This window comes from Cupriavidus sp. 05L310, assembly GCF_056398185.1.
Genome location: NZ_JBFTOX010000033.1, coordinates 17677 through 34879, shown reverse-complemented (window position 1 = coordinate 34879; position 17203 = coordinate 17677). Strand labels below are relative to the sequence as shown.

The following is a 17203-nucleotide window of genomic DNA, read 5'->3' as shown; positions in this document are numbered from 1 at the left end:
AATCGATAATCGATACAGTTGTATATTGGTGCAATATGCATTCATCGTGGTGCAGGCTCCCAGCGATGGTGCCGCCACGATCGGTACGACGACGACGCGGAACCCGAACATGACCCGGCAAGACAAGCAGGAACCCAGCAACGGATCGCCAGCCACCCCGGAAGAAAGCGGCGAAGAAGCCACTCGCGCGGACCCACTGTTCAACCAGTCGCTGGAGAAAGGCCTGGATGTCCTGCGGGCCTTCAGCGCGGTGCATCGCACGCTCACCCTGGCCGAACTGGCCAGCCTGACCGGCATGACCAAGAGCTCCGCGCAACGCACCGTGCATACGCTGGAGACGTTGGGCTATGTGGCCAAGCACCCGCAGACGCGGCGCTTCCGGCTGACGCCCAAGGTGATGGAGATCGGCTACAACTATCTGTCCGCGGATGCGTTGATCCAGGCCGCCAGCCCTTACCTGTCGCAGCTCGCCAACGCCAGCGGCGAGACCGCCAACCTGACCGAGCCGGTCGGGCTGGAGATGGTCTACGTGGCGCAGCTGATGACGTCGAAATACATCCCGGTGCTGACGCCCGTCGGCATGCGCATTCCCATGTACTGCACCAGCAGCGGCCGCGCGTATCTCAGCACCCTGCCCGACGAGCAGGTCATGGCGATGCTGGAGAATTCGGCGCGCGTGGCGCGCACGCCGGCCACGCTGACCGATGTGGCGGCGATCTTCGAGACAGTGGTGGCTTGCCGCAGGGTGGGCTATGCCTGCAACAACGAGGAGCTGTTCCTGGGCGATATGGGCGTGGGCGCGGCCATCGTCAACAGCCAGGGGCAGGCGGTGGGCGCGGTGCATGTATCGCCGCCCGCTAGCCGCTGGAGCATGGCCGAGGCGCAGAAGAAGCTGGCGCCGATGGTGATCGAATGCGCGTGGGCGATCTCGCGTTCGATCGCCCACTGAGATTGACGCGCGGCGGCGCGGGCGGCGCGCCTTAGCGCGCGTGCTCCAGCATCGCTTGCAGCAGCACGTTCGCCCCGGCCTCGATATGCTCGGGCAGCGCATCTTCCAGCTCGTTGTGGCTGATGCCGTCCTTGCACGGCACGAAGATCATGCCAGTGGGCGCACGCTGCGCCACGTAGACGGCATCATGCCCCGCCCCGCTGACCACATCCATATGCGGCAGGCCCAGCGCGGCGGCGGCGCGGCGCACGCTGTCCACGCATTCTGGCGCGAACGCGCACGGCTCGAACTTCACCACCTGGCGGATCTCCACGCTCACCGCGCCGCGTTCAGCGATCTCCGCGAACGTGGTCCGCATGGCTGCGTCCATACGGTCCAGCCCCGCCTGCGACAGATTGCGGAAGTCCACCGAGAAATCCACCCGCCCGGGAATCACGTTGCGTGAGTTCGGCGTGACCTGCACATAGCCCACCGTGCCGCGCCCGTGCGGCGCCTCGGCCACGGCGATGCGATTGACCTCGTCGATCATGCGCGCCGCCGCCAGCATGGCGTCGTGGCGCAGCGCCAGCGGCGTGGGGCCGGCGTGGGCGTCCATGCCGGTCACGGCCACGTCATACCATTGCTGGCCGAGCGCGCCGGAGACCACGCCGATCGGCAGCCCGGCGGCTTCCAGCACGGGCCCCTGCTCGATGTGCGCCTCGAAGTAGGCTGCGAACATGCCGCCCGGCACCTCGCCCACGGGCTGCTCGCCGCGATAGCCGATCTGCTCCAGTGCCTCGCCTACGCTGATGCCGTCCAGGTCGTGCTGGGCGCGTATGAACTCCGCGCCGAACACGCCGGCAAAGGCGCCCGAACCCATCATCACCGGCGTAAAGCGGGTGCCCTCTTCGTTGGTCCAGAACGCCAGTTCCAGCGGCGCGCGGGTGACGATGCCCTGGTCGTTGAGCGTGCGCATTACCTCCAGGCCCGCCAGCACGCCGAAGTTGCCGTCGAACTTGCCGCCGGAGGGCTGGGTGTCGATATGGCTGCCGGTTGCCACCGCACGCGCATCGGGATCGCTGCCCGCGCGGCGCGCGAACACGTTGCCGACCTCGTCGGTACGCACGGCGAGCCCCGCTTCGCGGCACCAGCCGACCACCAGGTCGCGGCCCTGGCGATCCAGCTCGGTCAGGGCGATGCGGCACACGCCGCCCTTGGGCGTGGCGCCGATCTGCGCCAGGTCCATCAGCGATTGCCACAGGCGTGCTGCGTTGATGCGGGGAAGGTATTGCTGGTCCATGTCGGGAAGCCGGTTGGTTGGGAGACAGGCAGGGATCTCAGCAAAAAGCAGGCCATAGGCGATGCGAGTCCTCTGGTCCATGTTTCATACATGGCTAACGATGGAGAGGCCGCGCTGTACCGGCGGCCAGGATGGAAGCGGCACGAAACGCAACTGGCATGTGACTTGCTTGATTGCCTTCGTCTTCCCTTCCCCCACCCAGGAGCTTTGCCCGTGACCGTCTTTTCTTCCGACTCCGTAAGAAGCGTGAAACCCGGCCTGAAAACCTTCGCTGCCGCCGCTGCCATTGCCTCCGTCTCCCTGCTTGCGTTGCCAGGCACGGCGATGGCCGAGAAGGTGCTGCGCATCGGCATGACCGCCGCTGACATCCCGCGCACGCTGGGCCAGCCCGACCAGGGCTTCGAAGGCAACCGCTTTACCGGCATCCCGATGTACGACGGGCTGACCCAGTGGGATCTCTCGAAGGGCAACGGCCCGAGCCTGCTGATTGCCGACCTGGCCACGGAATGGAAAGTCGATACCAAGGACAAGACCAGGTGGGTCTTCAAGCTGCGCCCCGGCGTGAAGTTCCACGACGGCTCGCCGTTCAATGCGGATGCCGTGGTGTGGAACGTGGGCAAGGTGCTCGACAAGACCGCCAGGCAGTTCGATCCCAGCCAGGTCGGCGTGACCGCCTCGCGCATGCCCACCTTGCGTTCAGCCAGGAAGATCGACGACATGACCATTGAGCTGATCACCTCGGAGCCTGACTCCTTCCTGCCGTACAACCTGAGCAACCTGTTCATGGCTTCGCCCACGCAATGGGAGAAGAAGCTCGCCGCGGTACCGGCCTCGGTGACGGATCCGGCGGAGCGTTCCAAGCAAGCGTGGGTAGCCTTCGCCGCCGACGCCTCGGGCACCGGCCCGTTCAAGATGAGCCGTTTCGTGCCGCGCGAGCGGCTGGAACTGGTGAAGAACGCGCAGTACTGGGACGCCAGGCGTGTGCCCAGGATCGACAAGGTGGTGATGCAGCCGATGCCCGAGGCCAATGCGCGCACCGCCGCCCTGTTGTCTGGCCAGGTCGACTGGATCGAGGCGCCGGCACCGGATGCGGTGGCACAGATCAAGAGCCGCGGCTTCGAGGTCTACGCCAACGCGCAACCGCATATGTGGCCGTGGCAGCTGTCGTTCGCGCCCGGATCGCCCTGGCTCGACAAGCGCGTGCGGCAAGCCGCCAACCTGTGTGTCAACCGTTCCGGCCTGAAGACGCTGCTGGGCGGCTATATGGCCGAGGCCAAGGGCATTGTCGAACCGGGCAACCCGTGGTGGGGCAATCCCAAATTCGATATCAAGTACGACGCCGACGCCGCGCGCAAGCTGATGCAGGAAGCGGGCTACTCCGCCGCCAAGCCGCTCAAGGTGAAGGTGCAGGTCTCGGCTTCGGGCTCGGGCCAGATGCAGCCGCTGCCGATGAACGAGTACGTGCAGCAGAACCTGAAGGAGTGCTTCATCGACGTCGACTTCGACGTGGTCGAATGGAACACGCTCTTCACCAACTGGCGCATCGGCGCCAAGGACCCGAGCGCGCACGGCGCCAACGCGGTCAACGTGAGCTTTGCGGCGATGGACCCGTTCTTCGCCATGGTCCGCTTTGTCAGCACCAAGACGCAGCCGCCGGTCTCGAACAACTGGGGCTACTTCGGCAACGCGGAGTTCGACAAGCTGATCGAAACCGCGCGCACCTCGTTTGACGACAAGGGGCGCGACGCGGCGCTGGCCAGGCTGCATGCGCGCATCGTGGAAGAAGCGCCTTTCGTGCTGATCGCGCATGACGTCGGCCCGCGCGCCATCTCCAGGAAGATCAAGGGCGTGGTGCAGCCGCAGAGCTGGTTTATCGACATCGCCACCATGTCGATGGACTAAGCAGCGCATTGCGCGGCTCGCGTGCGAGGCCGGTCCCGGGCCGGCCACGCACAGCGCAATCAAGAGAATGTCCGGCCGGCACGCATCGGCCAGGCACCCCGCAAACCACGGCAGGCGCCCGCGCCTGCCTTCCCGGCCACGATCATGTTCTACCTGCTCCGCCGCTTCATCTATGCGATCCCCATCCTGCTAGGGGTCGCCCTGCTCTGCTTCTCGCTGGTCCATATCGCGCCGGGCGACCCGCTGGTGTCGGTGCTGCCGCCCGATGCTTCCGAGGACCTGCGCCGCCAGCTCACCGCGCTGTATGGCTTCGATAAGCCCTTTCTCGAACAATTCCTGCACTGGCTCACCCGCGCGCTGCATGGGGACCTCGGCACCTCCATCGCCACCAACCGCCCGGTGATGAGCGAAGTGATGACGGCGGTGATCAACTCGGTCCGGCTCGCCACGGTGGCCACGCTGATCGGTTTTACCTTCGGCTGCCTGTTCGGCTTCGTGGCCGGCTACTTCCGGGATTCCGCCGCGGATCGCACCGCCTCCTTCCTGTCCGTGTTCGGCGTGAGCATGCCGCACTACTGGCTGGGCATGGTGCTGGTGATCGTGTTCTCGGTCTTCCTCGGCTGGCTGCCCGCCACGGGAGCGGGCCCGGGTGGTTCCGGCGACTGGGCGTGGGACTGGGAACATATCCAGTACATGGTGCTGCCGGCCGTGACGATGTCGGTGATCCCGATGGGCATCGTGGCCCGCACCATCCGCGCGCTCGTTGCGGAAATCCTCTCCAATGAATTCATCGTCGGCCTGAAGGCGCGCGGCCTGTCGGAGCTGGCGGTGTTCCGCCATGTGCTGAAGAACGTGGCGCCTACCGCGCTGTCGGTGATGGGCCTGCAACTCGGCTACCTGCTGGGCGGCTCCATCCTGATCGAGACCGTGTTCTCCTGGCCCGGCACGGGTTTCCTGCTCAACTCGGCGATCTTCCAGCGCGACTTCCCGCTGTTGCAGGGGACCATCCTCGTGCTCGCCGTGTTCTTCGTGCTGCTGAACCTGCTGGTCGATGCGCTGCAAACCCTGTTCGACCCGCGCATCCAGCGCAACTGACGCCGTAACTGACGCCATCAAGGAAACCGGGAGTCCCCATGGAAATAACTTTGACGAAGCCCGCGCTGCCTGTCGTGCAGCGTTCGCCAGGCTACTGGACCACCGTAGGCCGGCGCCTGCTGCGCAACAAGCTGGCCATGCTGGCCGCGCTGATCCTGCTGGCGCTGGTGCTGATGGCGATCTTCGCGCCAGTGCTGATGCCGGCGGATCCCTACGCCGCTTCCATCCTCAAGCGCCTCAAGCCCGTCGGCACCGAGCACTACCTGCTTGGCACCGACGAACTCGGGCGCGACATGCTGTCCCGCCTGATGCTGGGCGCCCGCCTGTCACTGTTCATGGGCATCACGCCGGTGCTGATCGCCTTCGTGGTCGGCAGCGCGCTGGGCATCGTGGCGGGCTACGCCGGCGGCTGGACCAATACCGTGATCATGCGGCTGGTCGACATCCTGTACGCCTTCCCCTCGGTGCTGCTGGCCATCGCGCTGTCGGGCACGCTGGGCGCGGGCGTGGGGAATGCGTTGTTGTCGCTGACCATCGTGTTCGTGCCGCAGATCGTGCGCGTGGCGGAAAGCGTGACCACGCAGGTACGCAACCGCGAGTTCGTCGACGCGGCGCGCGCCTCGGGTGCGTCGTCGCTGACCATCGTGCGCGCCCATGTGCTCAACAACGTGCTGGGCCCGATCTTTGTCTATGCCACCAGCCTGATCTCGGTCTCGATGATCCTGGCCTCGGGCCTGTCCTTCCTGGGCCTTGGCGTCAAGCCCCCCGAGCCGGAATGGGGCCTGATGCTCAACACGCTGCGCACGGCGATCTATACGCAGCCGTGGGTCGCCGCCCTGCCCGGCGCGATGATCTTCCTGACCTCGATCTCCTTCAACCTGCTCGCCGACGGCATCCGCTCGGCGATGGAAATCAAGGACTGATGCCATGACCGATGCCATGACCGATACCCTGCTCAATGCCGATGTGGGCGGCCCGGCGCAGCCGCTGGTGATCGCGCGCGACCTGATCAAGCACTTTCCGCTCAAATCGAAGCTTCCCTGGCAGCGCGGCGGCGAGGTTCGCGCCGTCGATGGCGTCAGCTTCGAAGTCAGGAAGGGAGAGACGCTGGGCGTGGTCGGTGAATCCGGCTGCGGCAAGTCCACCACCGCGCGGCTGCTGATGCAGCTGATCGAGCAAAACAGGGGCGAGCTGATCTTCGATGCGCTGGGCGTCGGATCGGCCCAGTTGCCCATGAAGCGCTACCGCAGCCAGGTACAGATGGTCTTCCAGGACAGCTACTCCTCGCTCAACCCGCGCCTGACGATCGAGGAATCCATTGCCTTTACGGCGCGCGTGCACGGCATCAGCGCCGCCGAAGCCACCGCGCGTGCCCGCGCCCTGCTGGATCGCGTGGGCCTGGAGCCGACGCGCTTCGCCGGACGCTATCCGCACGAGTTGTCCGGCGGGCAGCGCCAGCGCGTGAACATCGCGCGCGCGCTGGTACTGCGCCCGCGCCTGGTGATCCTCGACGAAGCCGTGTCGGCACTCGACAAATCGGTGGAAGCGCAGGTGCTGAACCTGCTGCTCGACCTCAAGGCCGAGTTTGACCTCACCTATGTCTTTATCAGCCACGACCTGAACGTGATCCGCTACCTGTGCGACCGCGTGATGGTGATGTACCTGGGCAAGGTGGTGGAGGTGGGCGATACCGAGACCCTGTACGCCAACCCATCGCATCCCTACACCCGCGCGCTGCTGGCCTCGATGCCGGCAATGGATCCGGACCGCCGCACGCTGGTCGCGCCGCTGGCGGGCGATCCGCCCAACCCGATCAACCCGCCGTCCGGCTGCAGCTTCCATCCACGCTGCGCCATGGCCGAGGACGTGTGCTCGCGCCGCGCGCCGGTACTGTCGGATGCGCTGGCCGGGCATCCCGTGGCCTGCCTGATGGCCAACGCCGACGGCGGCCACAGCCGGCATCTGCCGGCGGCCGCCGGTCCGCTCGCTGCAACGATTTGAGGGCCTCATCGTGACTGCATCCAACCCCACTCCAGAACCGCAAACTGCCGCGCCCATGGTATCGGTGCGCGATTTGCGCGTCACCTTCTCCGGCGGCGGCAAGACCATCCGCGCCGTCAACGGCGTATCGCTGGAAGTTGCGCCGGGCGAGGCACTCGCCCTGATCGGCGAATCCGGCTCGGGCAAGAGCGTGACGCTGCGTGCGCTGATGCGGCTGCATCCGCCGCGCCGCGCCCGCATGGAAGGCGAGATCCGCATCAACGGCGCCAACGTCACCGCGCTGGATTCGCGCGGGCTGGCCCGCCTGCGCGGCGGCACCGTTGCGATGGTGTTCCAGGAGCCCCTGCTGGCGCTGGACCCCGTCTACACGGTTGGCCAGCAGATCATCGAATGCATTCGCACCCATGCCCGCGTGTCCGCCGCCGAAGCGCGCCAGCGCGCCCTGCGGGCGCTGGAGGCGGTGCGCATTCCCAGCCCGGAGCGGCGGCTGGCGGCTTATCCGCACGAGATGTCGGGCGGCATGCGCCAGCGCGCCATGATCGCGCTGGCGCTGTCGGCCAACCCGAAGGTGCTGCTGGCCGACGAGCCCACTACCGCGCTGGACGCCACCGTGCAGATCCAGGTGCTGATCCTGCTGCGGGAACTGCAGCGCGAGCTGGGCTTGTCGATCGTGTTCGTCACCCATGACATCGGCGCGGCGGTGGAGATCGCCGACCGCGTGGCCGTCATGTACGGTGGGCGCATTGTCGAGGAAGGCCCGATCCGCACCATCCTGCGGGCCGCGCGCCATCCCTACACCATGGCACTGCTGCAAAGCCGCCAGCACGGCATGGACCGGGGCCAGCGGCTGCAGACCATTGCCGGTTCGCCGCCCGACCTGTCCGCCTTGCCGCCCGGCTGCAGCTTCGCCCCGCGTTGCCCGCAGGCGCGTGCGCAATGCCTGCAGGCGGTGCCGCAGAGCGTCGCGCTGGGCGGTGGTCATCGCGTAAGCTGCGTACTGGCCGCCGAGCCAGTTGCCATCGCGCAGGCCGTGGCTTGAGCCGTGCGCTCCGTTCAAGAGCGCACGGTCACAAGTTGCATGCTTTGCCCGCCGTGCAGTCCGTGCCAATATCACCTTTACTGATTGCTTCCCACACCGCTAACCGCATCCATGAACCTGGCCAGCCATCCCTCCCACGCCTTCCTTCCCTACCCGGCAGCGCCGGTCGCCAACGCCGCGAGCGGGCCGCTCGCCGGCCTCACCTTTGCCGCCAAGGACTTGTTCGACGTGGCCGGCTACCCCACCGGCGGGGGCAACCCCCATGTGCTGGCGATGTCGGGCATCAAGACCGCCACCGCCCCAACCGTGCAGCGCCTGCTTGACGCCGGCGCCGCCTTCGTCGGCAAGACCCACACCGATGAACTGGCGTTCTCGATGAACGGGAAGAATGCCCACTACGGCGCGCCGGTCAACGGCGCGGCACCGGGACGCATCACCGGCGGCTCGTCGTCGGGCTCGGCCTCGGCGGTATCCAACGGGCTATGCGACTTCGCGCTAGGCACCGACACCGGCGGCTCGGTGCGCGCCCCGGCCAGCCATTGCGGACTGTTCGGCATCCGCCCCACGCACGGCCGCATCTCGCTCGCGCAATGCCTGGCCCTGTGTGACAGTTTCGATACCTGCGGCTTCTTCGCCCGCGATATCGGCACCTTTGCGCGCGTGGCCGGCGTGCTGCTCGGGGACGATGCAAGGCCGCTGCCCGCCAGCCCGCGCCTGCTGCTCGCCGAAGACCTGTTCCGCATGCCCACCCCTGCCGCGCTGGACGCGCTGCTACCGGTGGTCGGCGGCATCGAGGCCGCCTTCGGCAAAGCCACCCCCGTCACGGTCGCGGATCGCGCGCTGGAAGATATCTGGTGGGCCTTCCGCTACGTGCAGGGCTGGGAAGCCTGGCAAACCGACGGCGCCATGATCGAACAGTACGGCCTGCAGCTCGGCGCGGACGTGGCCGCACGATTTGCCTTCTCCAAGAGCGTCACGGCCTCGCAGTTCGAAGCATCCAGTGCCATCCGCCGCGCCTTCACCGCCCACCTCGCGGCGCTGCTCGGCAACGACGGCATCCTGATCCTGCCGACCATGCCGGACATCGCGCCCCTGTCGGACGCCGCTGGCGAAGAACTGGAAACCTACCGCAACCGCTCCGCCCAGACCCTCTGCCTGGCGCCCCTGTCCGGCTTTCCCCACCTGAGCCTGCCTCTGGCCGGCCGCGCCGGCGCACCGCTCGGCGTCTCGCTGATGGGCCCCGCCGGCAGCGACCGCAGCCTGATTGCATTTGCAGAAAAGCTGGTGATGGCACTAAGCTGAACCACTGCCCCGATTCCCCCAAGGAGAGCCAGAATGGCCCGAATCCGTATCACCGCCGGCGGTTACCAGTTTGTCGCCGAAACCAATCCCGATGCCCCACAGACCGTGGCGGCCTTCACCAAGTTGCTGCCCTACCGGCAAAAGCTGATCCACGTCCGCTGGAGCGGCGAAGGCTGCTGGATTCCGCTGGGCGAATTCAAGCTGGGCGTGGACTTCGAGAACCACACCAGCCACCCGTCGGTGGGCGACATCCTGTTCTACCCCGGCGGCTACAGCGAAACCGAGATCATCCTGGCGTACGGCAGTTGCTGCTTCGCCAGCAAGATGGGGCAACTGGCGGGCAACCATTTCCTGACGATCGTGGAAGGCAAGGAGAACCTGCGCGCGCTGGGCACCAAGGTGCTGTGGGAAGGGGCGCAGGATGTGAGTTTTGAATTGATGTAAGGCGCGATGCGTACTCGGCGGCGCCAGCCGTCCGAGCACGATCCCGGGCATGTTCAGCGCGCCAGGACTGCCGCGCCCGCTTCCGGCGCCTTCACCCGGAACCACGCCGCATACAGCGCCGGCAGGAACAGCAGCGTCAACGCCGTGGCAATCACCAGCCCGCCCATGATCGCCACCGCCATCGGCCCCCAGAACACCGAGCGCGACAACGGGATCATGGCCAGCACGGCGGCCGCGGCGGTCAGGATGATCGGGCGGCAGCGGCGCACGGCCGACTCGACGATGGCTTCCCAGACCGGCGCGCCGGCGCTGATGTCCTGCTCGATCTGGTCGACCAGGATCACCGAGTTGCGGATGATCATGCCCAGCAGCGCGGTGATGCCAAGCTGCGCCACAAAGCCCATCGGCGCGCTCAGCAGCAGCAGCGTGGCGGCCGCCCCGATCAGCCCCAGCGGCCCGGTCAGGAACACCATCAGCGAGCGCGAAAAGCTGTGCAACTGCAGCATCAGCAGCGTGAAGATGATGAAGATGCACAGCGGCAGCTGCGCGGCAATCGACGCGCCAGCCTTGCCGCTTTCCTCTTCCGCCCCGGCCACGGTGATGCGGTAGCCCGCCGGCAGCGTGGCGCGCAGCTTGTCCAGCTTGGGATTGATCTGCGCCGTCACGGTGGGGCCCTGGATGCCTTCGACCACATCGGACTGCACGGTCACGCCGAAGTCGCGGTTCTCGCGCCAGATCACGCCAGGCTCGGAGCGGAAAGCGATGCGCGCGACCTGGGTCAACGGCACCACGCGGCCGCTGGCGGTGGGTACCTGCATGTTCTGCAGGTCGGACATGGCGTCGCGTTCGTTGCGCGGCGCGCGCATCAGGATGTCGATCAGCTTGTCGCCATCGCGATACTGCCCCACGGCCACGCCGCTCAGCACGGTCTGCGTCACGCGCGCGATGGCGGTGGTGCTGACGCCGAGCGCGCGTGCCTTGTCCTGGTCGATATCCAGGCGCAGCACCTTGACGCTCTCGTTCCAGTTGTCATTGACGCCCAGCGTATTCGGGTTGGCGCTCATCACGGCCTTGACTTCGTCGGCCAGCTTGCGCACGCCGGCGGCATCCGGCCCGATGACCCGGAACTGCACCGGATAAGGTACCGGCGGCCCGTTCGGCAATAGCTTGACGCGTCCGCGCAACTGCGGGAAATCGCTCGCCAGCAGGCTGACGACGCGCTGCCGCACGCGGTCGCGCAGTGCCACCCCGGCCGGCATCACGATCACCTGCGCCACATTGGTCTGCGGAAAGATCTGGTCGAGGGGCAGGTAGAAGCGCGGCGCGCCGCTGCCCACGAATGTGGTCAGGCTGGCGATCTCGCGGTCCCCGCGCAGCGCGGCCTCGAAGCGTTTGGCCTCGGCCTCGGTCTGCGCAAAGCTGGTGCCCTCGGGCATCCACAATTCCACCATCAGCTCCGGCCGGCTCGAATCCGGGAAGAACTGTTTCTCGACGAACTTGAAGGCGTACAGGCCAAGGCCGAAGGCCACCAGGGTGATGACGATCACCGTCTTGCGCCAGGTCACGCACCAGTTCACCAACTGGCGGAAGCGGTTGTAGAACGGCGTGTCGAACACCTCATGCTGCTCGCCCTCGCCGGCCGGCCGGGACTTGAGCAGCAGGTAGCCCAGGTAGGGCGTGAAGTAGACAGCGGCCAGCCACGACAGCACCAGCGCCATCGCGGTCACGGCAAAGATGGCGAAGGTGTACTCGCCCACGGTCGAACGCGCCAGCCCCACTGGCAGGAAGCCTGCGGCGGTGATCAGCGTGCCGGTCAGCATCGGCATCGCGGTGGAGGTGTAGGCGAAGGTGGCCGCCTCCATCTTGGAGAAGCCTTCCTCCAGCTTGCGCACCATCATCTCCACCGCGATGATGGCGTCGTCGACCAGCAGCCCGAGCGCCACGATCAGTGCCCCGAGCGATATCTTGTGCAGCCCGATGCCGAACATGTTCATGAAGAGGAACGTGACGGCGAGCACCAGCGGAATGGTCAGCGCCACCACCAGCCCCGGCCGCACATCCAGCCGCAGCGGCCTGGTATGCAGGCCGAGCGAGACAAAGCTCACGCCCAGCACGATCACCACCGCTTCGATCAACACATGCACGAACTCGCCAACCGAGCGCTCGACCGCGTCGGGCTGGTTCTGCACCTGATCCAGCTCGATGCCGACCGGCAACTGCCCGCGCAAGCCATCCGTCGCGGCGCGCAGGTTCTTGCCCAGCGCGATGATGTCGCCGCCCTTCTCCATCGAGATGCCCAGCCCGATCACTTCCTTGCCCTGGAAGCGCATCTTGCTCGCCGGCGGATCGACATAGCCGCGGTAGACGTGGGCGATATCGCCCAGGCGGATGTTGGCGGTGCCGTTGGGGCCGCGCAGCACCAGGTTTTCCAGGTCGGCCACCTTGGCGAACTGTCCCGACAGGCGCACCTGCAGGTTGTCGCCGGGCGTCACCAGCACGCCGCTGGCGGTCATGCTGTTCTGCTGGGAGATCTGGTCCGCGATTGCATTGATGTCCAGGCCGAGCTGGGCAAAGCGTGCCTGGTTGAATTCGATATAGACCTTCTCGTCCTGCAGCCCGATCAGCGCGACCTTGGCTACCGACGGCACGCGCAGCAGTTGCTGGCGCACCAGGTCGGCGTATTCGCGCAGTTCCTTGTAGTTGAAGCCATCGGCGGACAGCGCGTAGATCGAGCCGTACACGTCGCCGAACTCGTCGTTGAAGAATGGCCCGCGCACGCCCGGCGGCAGCGTCTGCGCGATGTCGCCGACCTTCTTGCGCACCGTGTACCAGATCTGCGCGGTGTCCTTTGCCGGCGCGGTGTCCTTGAGCTGGAAGATCACCGTGGTCTCGCCGGGCTTGGAGAAGCTGCGGATCTTGTCGGCGTAGGGCACCTCCTGCAACTGGCGCTCGATCTTGTCGGTGACCTGCACCGCGATCTGCTCGGCGGTGGCGCCAGGCCAGAACGCCTGCACCACCATTACCCGGAAGGTGAAGGGCGGGTCTTCGTCCTGGCCGAGCTGGAAGAACGCGAAGAGCCCGCCCAGCAGCAGCACCACCAGCAGGTAACGGGTCAGCGGCTGGTGCTCCAGGGCCCAGCGGGAGAGATTGAAACGGGAATGGTCCATGCTGCGCGCCCTAGTTGCGCACGGCCGGCGCGGACGCCACCGCCTGCAGCGGCCTCACTTTCTGGCCGGGCTTGAGCAGGTGCACGCCCGCGGTGACGATGGTTTGCCCGGCGGACAGCCCCTGCCTGACCTGGACCTCGTTGCCCTGCAGTTCGCCCAGGGTGACCGCGACCGGCTGCACGGTGCCCTTGGCAGCGTCATACACCCAGACCTGGTTGCTACCCTGTTGCTGCAGCAGCGCGGAAAGCGGCACGCGCAGCGTGGCGTTGTCGCCGGTGCGGGTGAATGTCACCACGGCGGTCATGCCGAACTTGAAGTCCGGCGGCGGGTTGGGCACGCTGATGCGGGCCGCATAGGTACGCGTAACCGGGTCGGCCATCGGGGATATCTCCCGCACGCGGCCTGGCAGGGGACGGCCGGGCTCGGCCCAGGTCCGCACCGTCACGTCGGAAATGCCCCGCAGGCGCTCGACCTGATCTTCCGGCAACCCGACCGCCACCTCTTTCTCGGCGGTTTGCGCCACCCGGACAACCGACTGGCCTGCCGCGACTACCTGGCCAACCTCCGCTTCGATCAGCGTCACCACGCCGTCGGCGTCGGCGGTCAGGACGCCATAGGTAGTCTGGTTGGACTGGTTGCGCAGCCCTGCCTCGGCCTGGCGCAGGCGGGAGACGGCGGAGTCATAGGTGGCCTGGCGACGTTGCTGCTCGGCGGCGCTGATGAATTTCTTGGCGAACAGCTCGTTGTAACGCTTGAGATCGGCCTCGGCGAGGTCGCGATCGGTCCTGGCCGCGTCGTACTGGGCACGCGAGCCCGCTTCCGCCAGGCTCAGGTCGGTGGGATCGAGCCGTGCGAGCGGCTGGCCCTTGCGGACTGTGGCGCCCACATCGACCAGGCGGGCAGCGATCTTGCCCCCGACGCGAAAGCCCAGCCGTGATTCGATCCGGGGCCGCACGTCGCCGGAGAACTCGAGATCGGTCTTGCCCGCGCCGGGCTGCACCTGCATCAACCGCACGGGGCGGATTTCAGGTGGGCGCTCGGGCTGGCGATTACAGCCACCCAGCACCAGCAAGCCGGCAAGTACCGGCACCATGAGCCGCGCGCGGGCCGGCAGCGCGCGGCGAGCGGTATCCGCCATCGCCGCAGCAGCTCCGCTGGCATCCACCAGAGTGGAAAAAGGCACATCGACGGCCGCAACTTCCGGCCTGGGAGAAGGCACTGGCATGAGTTAAGCGAGGAATCGGTGAAACAGCGGGCACTGCGGAAGGCGGCGCGTTAATTAATAACTCGCCGGTCAGCAATATATAGGGGACCACCCGAAGGCGTCAAACCACACCGGAAGAACATGCAACGAAAAAAGCACTATTCAGGTGACAAACACGCCGGCGAGCCAATGTGGCGCAAAAAATCGGGGCGCGGCGCGGCGTAACGTCGCAGACGCCATTGTTGCCGGCTGGCGCGCAGCCTGCCGCGCCAGCCATCGCTGCTGGCTGGCGCCGATGACGCACCGCAAGGCCATTAGAGGGCAAATGCTACAATCCGGCCCGTCGCTCGCGCGGCCTCGCCACGGATCGCGGGGCGGCTTTCGCCCACGTTGCCGGCTCTTGGCGCTGCCATGGCGCGTCCAGCGAAAACGCGTGCTGCCGGTTGCACCCAGGCCGGCCCCCATGTTCCGCCAGACAGGCCGCGGCGACGCCCGCAGTCATAAAGCCCCCCCAATCACCGACCCGAGACCGGCGTGACGCCCGATCAGTATTGCCAAGAAAAAGCCGCGCAGAGCGGCTCCAGTTTCTATTACAGCTTCCTGTTCCTGCCGCCGGAGCGGCGGCAGGCCATCACCGCGCTCTACGCCTGGTGCAGGGAAGTCGACGATGTGGTGGACGACACCCAGGACGCCAGCGTTGCCCACCAACAGCTCGCCTGGTGGCGCAGTGAGCTTGGCCAGATGTTCAATGGCGCACCCACCCACCCCGTCACCAAGGCGCTCCAGCCGCACGTGCAGGCGTACGGCCTGACGCAGTCGATGTTCGGCGAAGTGCTCGAAGGCATGGAGATGGACCTGACCCAGTCGCGCTACCTTGATGACATCGCGCTCGCGCGCTATTGCCATTGCGTGGCCGGCGTGGTCGGCACCATGAGCGCGCGCATCCTGGGCTATCAAGATGCGCGCACGCTCGAATTCGCGGAAAAGCTGGGCTTGTCGCTGCAGATGGTCAATATCCTGCGCGATGTCGGCGAGGACGCCCGGCGCGGCCGGATCTATCTGCCGGTCAACACGCTGCAGCGCTTCGAGGTACCCGTGTCCGAGATCAACCAGGCCATCCATTCGGACCGCTTCGTGACGTTGATGCGCCACCAGGCCGAACAGGCTCGCACACTCTACCGGGAAGCGCTGGCGCTGCTGCCCCGCGCCGATCGCCGCGCCCAGCGCGCCGGCCTGGTGATGGGCGCGATCTACCAGACACTGCTTGATGAAGTCGAGGCCAGCGGCTTCCAGGTACTGAACCAGCGCATCTCGCTGACGCCGATGCGCAAGCTCTGGATCGCATGGAAGACCTGGATGGGCAATCGCTGACTGCCGCCTGAGTGCCAGCCGGGCGCGACGGGCTCCTGGCGGCCCGCCTCCGGGTATCATCACGAGTCCTCACGCCCGCTTCCGGGCGTGAGGATTTCCGCATTGTCTCTGCCTTCCCTTCCGCGCAACTGCCATGATCCAATCTCCCCAGCCCCCCTTTCCGCTTGGCCAGGCCATTCTTGACCAGGCTGCCGCCCTGGCGTGCTTCTCGGACATGGAGGGTGGCCTGACTTGCGCCTACCTGACGCCCGCCCACCGCGCCGCGCAGGCGCGGCTGGCCGAATGGATGGAGGCGGCGGGGATGCAGGTTCGCATCGATGCCATCGGCAATGTGATCGGCCGCTATGCCGCCGACCCGGCCGTGGGCGATGCGGCGCGCGTGCTGATGACCGGCTCGCACTTCGACACGGTGCGCAACGGCGGCCGCTATGACGGCCGGCTCGGCATCCTGCTGCCGGTTGCCGTGGTGGGCGCGCTCAATGCCGCCGGCATCCGCCTGCCCTATCACTTTGACGTGGTGGGTTTCGCCGAAGAGGAAGGGCTGCGCTTCAAGACCAGCTTCCTGGCCAGCAGCGTGCTGGCCGGGCGCTTCGACCCGGCTTTGCTGGACCGCACCGACACCGATGGCGTGACGCTGCGCGAAGCGCTGGCCGCCTCTGGCCTGCCGGGCGCGGGCACCATTGAAGCCCTGCAAGCCGCGGCGGTGGACCCCGCTACCCTGCATGGCTTTGTCGAAGTCCATATCGAGCAAGGCCCGGTATTGCTGCACCACGGCCTGCCGCTCGGCGTGGTCACGCAGATTGCAGGCAGCAGCCGCTTCCAGGTACGCGTGCAAGGCCTGGCCAGCCACGCCGGCACCACCCCCATGACCATGCGCAAGGACGCCGCCGCGGCCGCCGCCGAAATGGTGCTGCTGGTGGAACGGCGCTGCGCCGAGGTGCCTGCGCTGGTCGGCACGGTGGGCCAGTTGCAGGTGCCGAACGGCTCAAGCAACGTCATCCCCGCCGAATGCGTGTTTTCCATGGACATCCGCGCTGGCGAGGATGGCATCCGCGAGGCCGCCATTGCCGACATCGTGGCCGGCATCCAGGCGATCGCCGCGCGCCGCGGCCTCGTTGCCGAGGTGGAACGCGTGGCGCCGGTGAACAACGCGCCCTGCGCGCGCTGGCTGATGGACCAGTTTGGCGCGGTGCTGAAAAAGCGCGGCCTGCAAGCCTACGAACTGCCCTCGGGCGCGGGGCACGACGCCATGATGATGCAGCGCATTACCGACGTGGCGATGCTCTTCGTGCGCTGCGGCAACGGTGGCATCAGCCACAACCCGCTCGAGACCATCACCGCGGACGACGCCCAGCAGGCCGCCGAGGCCTTCGTCGACTTCCTGCGGCATTTCCAGCCGCGCGCCTGACACCCCACTGCGGCACGCTTGCGATCCCGGCGCAAATCGTAT

13 protein-coding genes are annotated in these 17203 nt (G+C 66.9%); 10 read left to right on the top strand and 3 right to left on the bottom strand.

Going from position 1 to position 17203, the window contains the following annotated elements; translation table 11 throughout:
- Positions 1-109: 109 nt before the first annotated feature.
- Positions 110-949, top strand: coding sequence for an IclR family transcriptional regulator (locus tag AC1DS6_RS23350; protein ID WP_441634040.1), 840 nt, complete (start codon positions 110-112; stop codon positions 947-949).
- A gap of 31 nt (positions 950-980) precedes the next feature.
- Here AC1DS6_RS23350 and AC1DS6_RS23345 read toward each other — a convergent pair whose 3' ends face one another.
- Positions 981-2228: a Zn-dependent hydrolase gene (locus tag AC1DS6_RS23345; protein ID WP_441634038.1), complete on the bottom strand. Its 1248-nt coding sequence runs from the start codon at positions 2226-2228 to the stop codon at positions 981-983.
- Positions 2229-2552: 324 nt separating this feature from the next.
- Between AC1DS6_RS23345 and AC1DS6_RS23340 the strand changes: the two genes are divergently transcribed.
- The 7 genes from AC1DS6_RS23340 to AC1DS6_RS23310 all read left to right on the top strand — a co-directional run bounded on the left by AC1DS6_RS23340 (position 2553) and on the right by AC1DS6_RS23310 (position 10011).
- Positions 2553-4130, top strand: a complete 1578-nt coding sequence (locus AC1DS6_RS23340; protein ID WP_441634046.1) for an ABC transporter substrate-binding protein — start codon at positions 2553-2555, stop codon at positions 4128-4130.
- A gap of 144 nt (positions 4131-4274) precedes the next feature.
- On the top strand, positions 4275-5225 hold the full coding sequence (locus tag AC1DS6_RS23335) for an ABC transporter permease (RefSeq protein ID WP_441634036.1): 951 nt from the start codon (positions 4275-4277) through the stop codon (positions 5223-5225).
- 38 nt (positions 5226-5263) lie between these two features.
- On the top strand, positions 5264-6148 hold the full coding sequence (locus tag AC1DS6_RS23330; protein WP_441634034.1) for an ABC transporter permease: 885 nt from the start codon (positions 5264-5266) through the stop codon (positions 6146-6148).
- 4 nt (positions 6149-6152) lie between these two features.
- Entirely contained in the window at positions 6153-7226 is a 1074-nt protein-coding gene (locus tag AC1DS6_RS23325; protein ID WP_441634032.1) for an ABC transporter ATP-binding protein, read from the top strand.
- Between the two features lie 55 nt (positions 7227-7281).
- Positions 7282-8265: an ABC transporter ATP-binding protein gene (locus AC1DS6_RS23320; RefSeq protein WP_441634044.1), complete on the top strand. Its 984-nt coding sequence runs from the start codon at positions 7282-7284 to the stop codon at positions 8263-8265.
- Positions 8266-8376: 111 nt separating this feature from the next.
- Positions 8377-9567, top strand: a complete 1191-nt coding sequence (locus AC1DS6_RS23315; protein ID WP_441634030.1) for an amidase — start codon at positions 8377-8379, stop codon at positions 9565-9567.
- Between the two features lie 33 nt (positions 9568-9600).
- Positions 9601-10011 carry a DUF3830 family protein gene (locus tag AC1DS6_RS23310; RefSeq protein ID WP_035871016.1) on the top strand — a complete coding sequence of 137 codons (411 nt, stop codon included), beginning with the start codon at positions 9601-9603 and terminating at the stop codon, positions 10009-10011.
- A gap of 53 nt (positions 10012-10064) precedes the next feature.
- Here AC1DS6_RS23310 and AC1DS6_RS23305 read toward each other — a convergent pair whose 3' ends face one another.
- A complete protein-coding gene (locus AC1DS6_RS23305) occupies positions 10065-13178 on the bottom strand; it encodes an efflux RND transporter permease subunit (protein ID WP_441634029.1) in 3114 nt (1037 codons plus the stop codon).
- A gap of 10 nt (positions 13179-13188) precedes the next feature.
- Complete coding sequence (locus tag AC1DS6_RS23300) at positions 13189-14316, bottom strand: efflux RND transporter periplasmic adaptor subunit (protein ID WP_441634027.1); 1128 nt, start codon at positions 14314-14316, stop codon at positions 13189-13191.
- Between the two features lie 600 nt (positions 14317-14916).
- Here AC1DS6_RS23300 and hpnD point away from each other — a divergent pair.
- Together hpnD and AC1DS6_RS23290 are read left to right on the top strand one after the other, a co-directional pair.
- Positions 14917-15753 (top strand): presqualene diphosphate synthase HpnD, encoded by an 837-nt coding sequence (gene hpnD / locus AC1DS6_RS23295; protein ID WP_441634025.1) that lies wholly within the window; start codon positions 14917-14919, stop codon positions 15751-15753.
- Positions 15754-15886: 133 nt separating this feature from the next.
- Positions 15887-17161: a Zn-dependent hydrolase gene (locus AC1DS6_RS23290; RefSeq protein ID WP_441634023.1), complete on the top strand. Its 1275-nt coding sequence runs from the start codon at positions 15887-15889 to the stop codon at positions 17159-17161.
- Positions 17162-17203 lie beyond the last annotated feature (42 nt).

Excerpts from the sequence above, each read along its gene's own strand:
- AC1DS6_RS23350 (WP_441634040.1), top strand. The coding sequence starts at position 110 with ATGACCCGGCAAGACAAGCAGGAACCCAGCAACGGATCGCCAGCCACC.
- AC1DS6_RS23345 (WP_441634038.1), bottom strand. The coding sequence starts at position 2,228 with ATGGACCAGCAATACCTTCCCCGCATCAACGCAGCACGCCTGTGGCAA.
- AC1DS6_RS23340 (WP_441634046.1), top strand. The coding sequence starts at position 2,553 with ATGGCCGAGAAGGTGCTGCGCATCGGCATGACCGCCGCTGACATCCCG.
- AC1DS6_RS23335 (WP_441634036.1), top strand. The coding sequence starts at position 4,275 with ATGTTCTACCTGCTCCGCCGCTTCATCTATGCGATCCCCATCCTGCTA.
- AC1DS6_RS23330 (WP_441634034.1), top strand. The coding sequence starts at position 5,264 with ATGGAAATAACTTTGACGAAGCCCGCGCTGCCTGTCGTGCAGCGTTCG.
- AC1DS6_RS23325 (WP_441634032.1), top strand. The coding sequence starts at position 6,153 with ATGACCGATGCCATGACCGATACCCTGCTCAATGCCGATGTGGGCGGC.
- AC1DS6_RS23320 (WP_441634044.1), top strand. The coding sequence starts at position 7,282 with ATGGTATCGGTGCGCGATTTGCGCGTCACCTTCTCCGGCGGCGGCAAG.
- AC1DS6_RS23315 (WP_441634030.1), top strand. The coding sequence starts at position 8,377 with ATGAACCTGGCCAGCCATCCCTCCCACGCCTTCCTTCCCTACCCGGCA.
- AC1DS6_RS23310 (WP_035871016.1), top strand. The coding sequence starts at position 9,601 with ATGGCCCGAATCCGTATCACCGCCGGCGGTTACCAGTTTGTCGCCGAA.
- AC1DS6_RS23305 (WP_441634029.1), bottom strand. The coding sequence starts at position 13,178 with ATGGACCATTCCCGTTTCAATCTCTCCCGCTGGGCCCTGGAGCACCAG.
- AC1DS6_RS23300 (WP_441634027.1), bottom strand. The coding sequence starts at position 14,316 with ATGGCGGATACCGCTCGCCGCGCGCTGCCGGCCCGCGCGCGGCTCATG.
- AC1DS6_RS23290 (WP_441634023.1), top strand. The coding sequence starts at position 15,887 with ATGATCCAATCTCCCCAGCCCCCCTTTCCGCTTGGCCAGGCCATTCTT.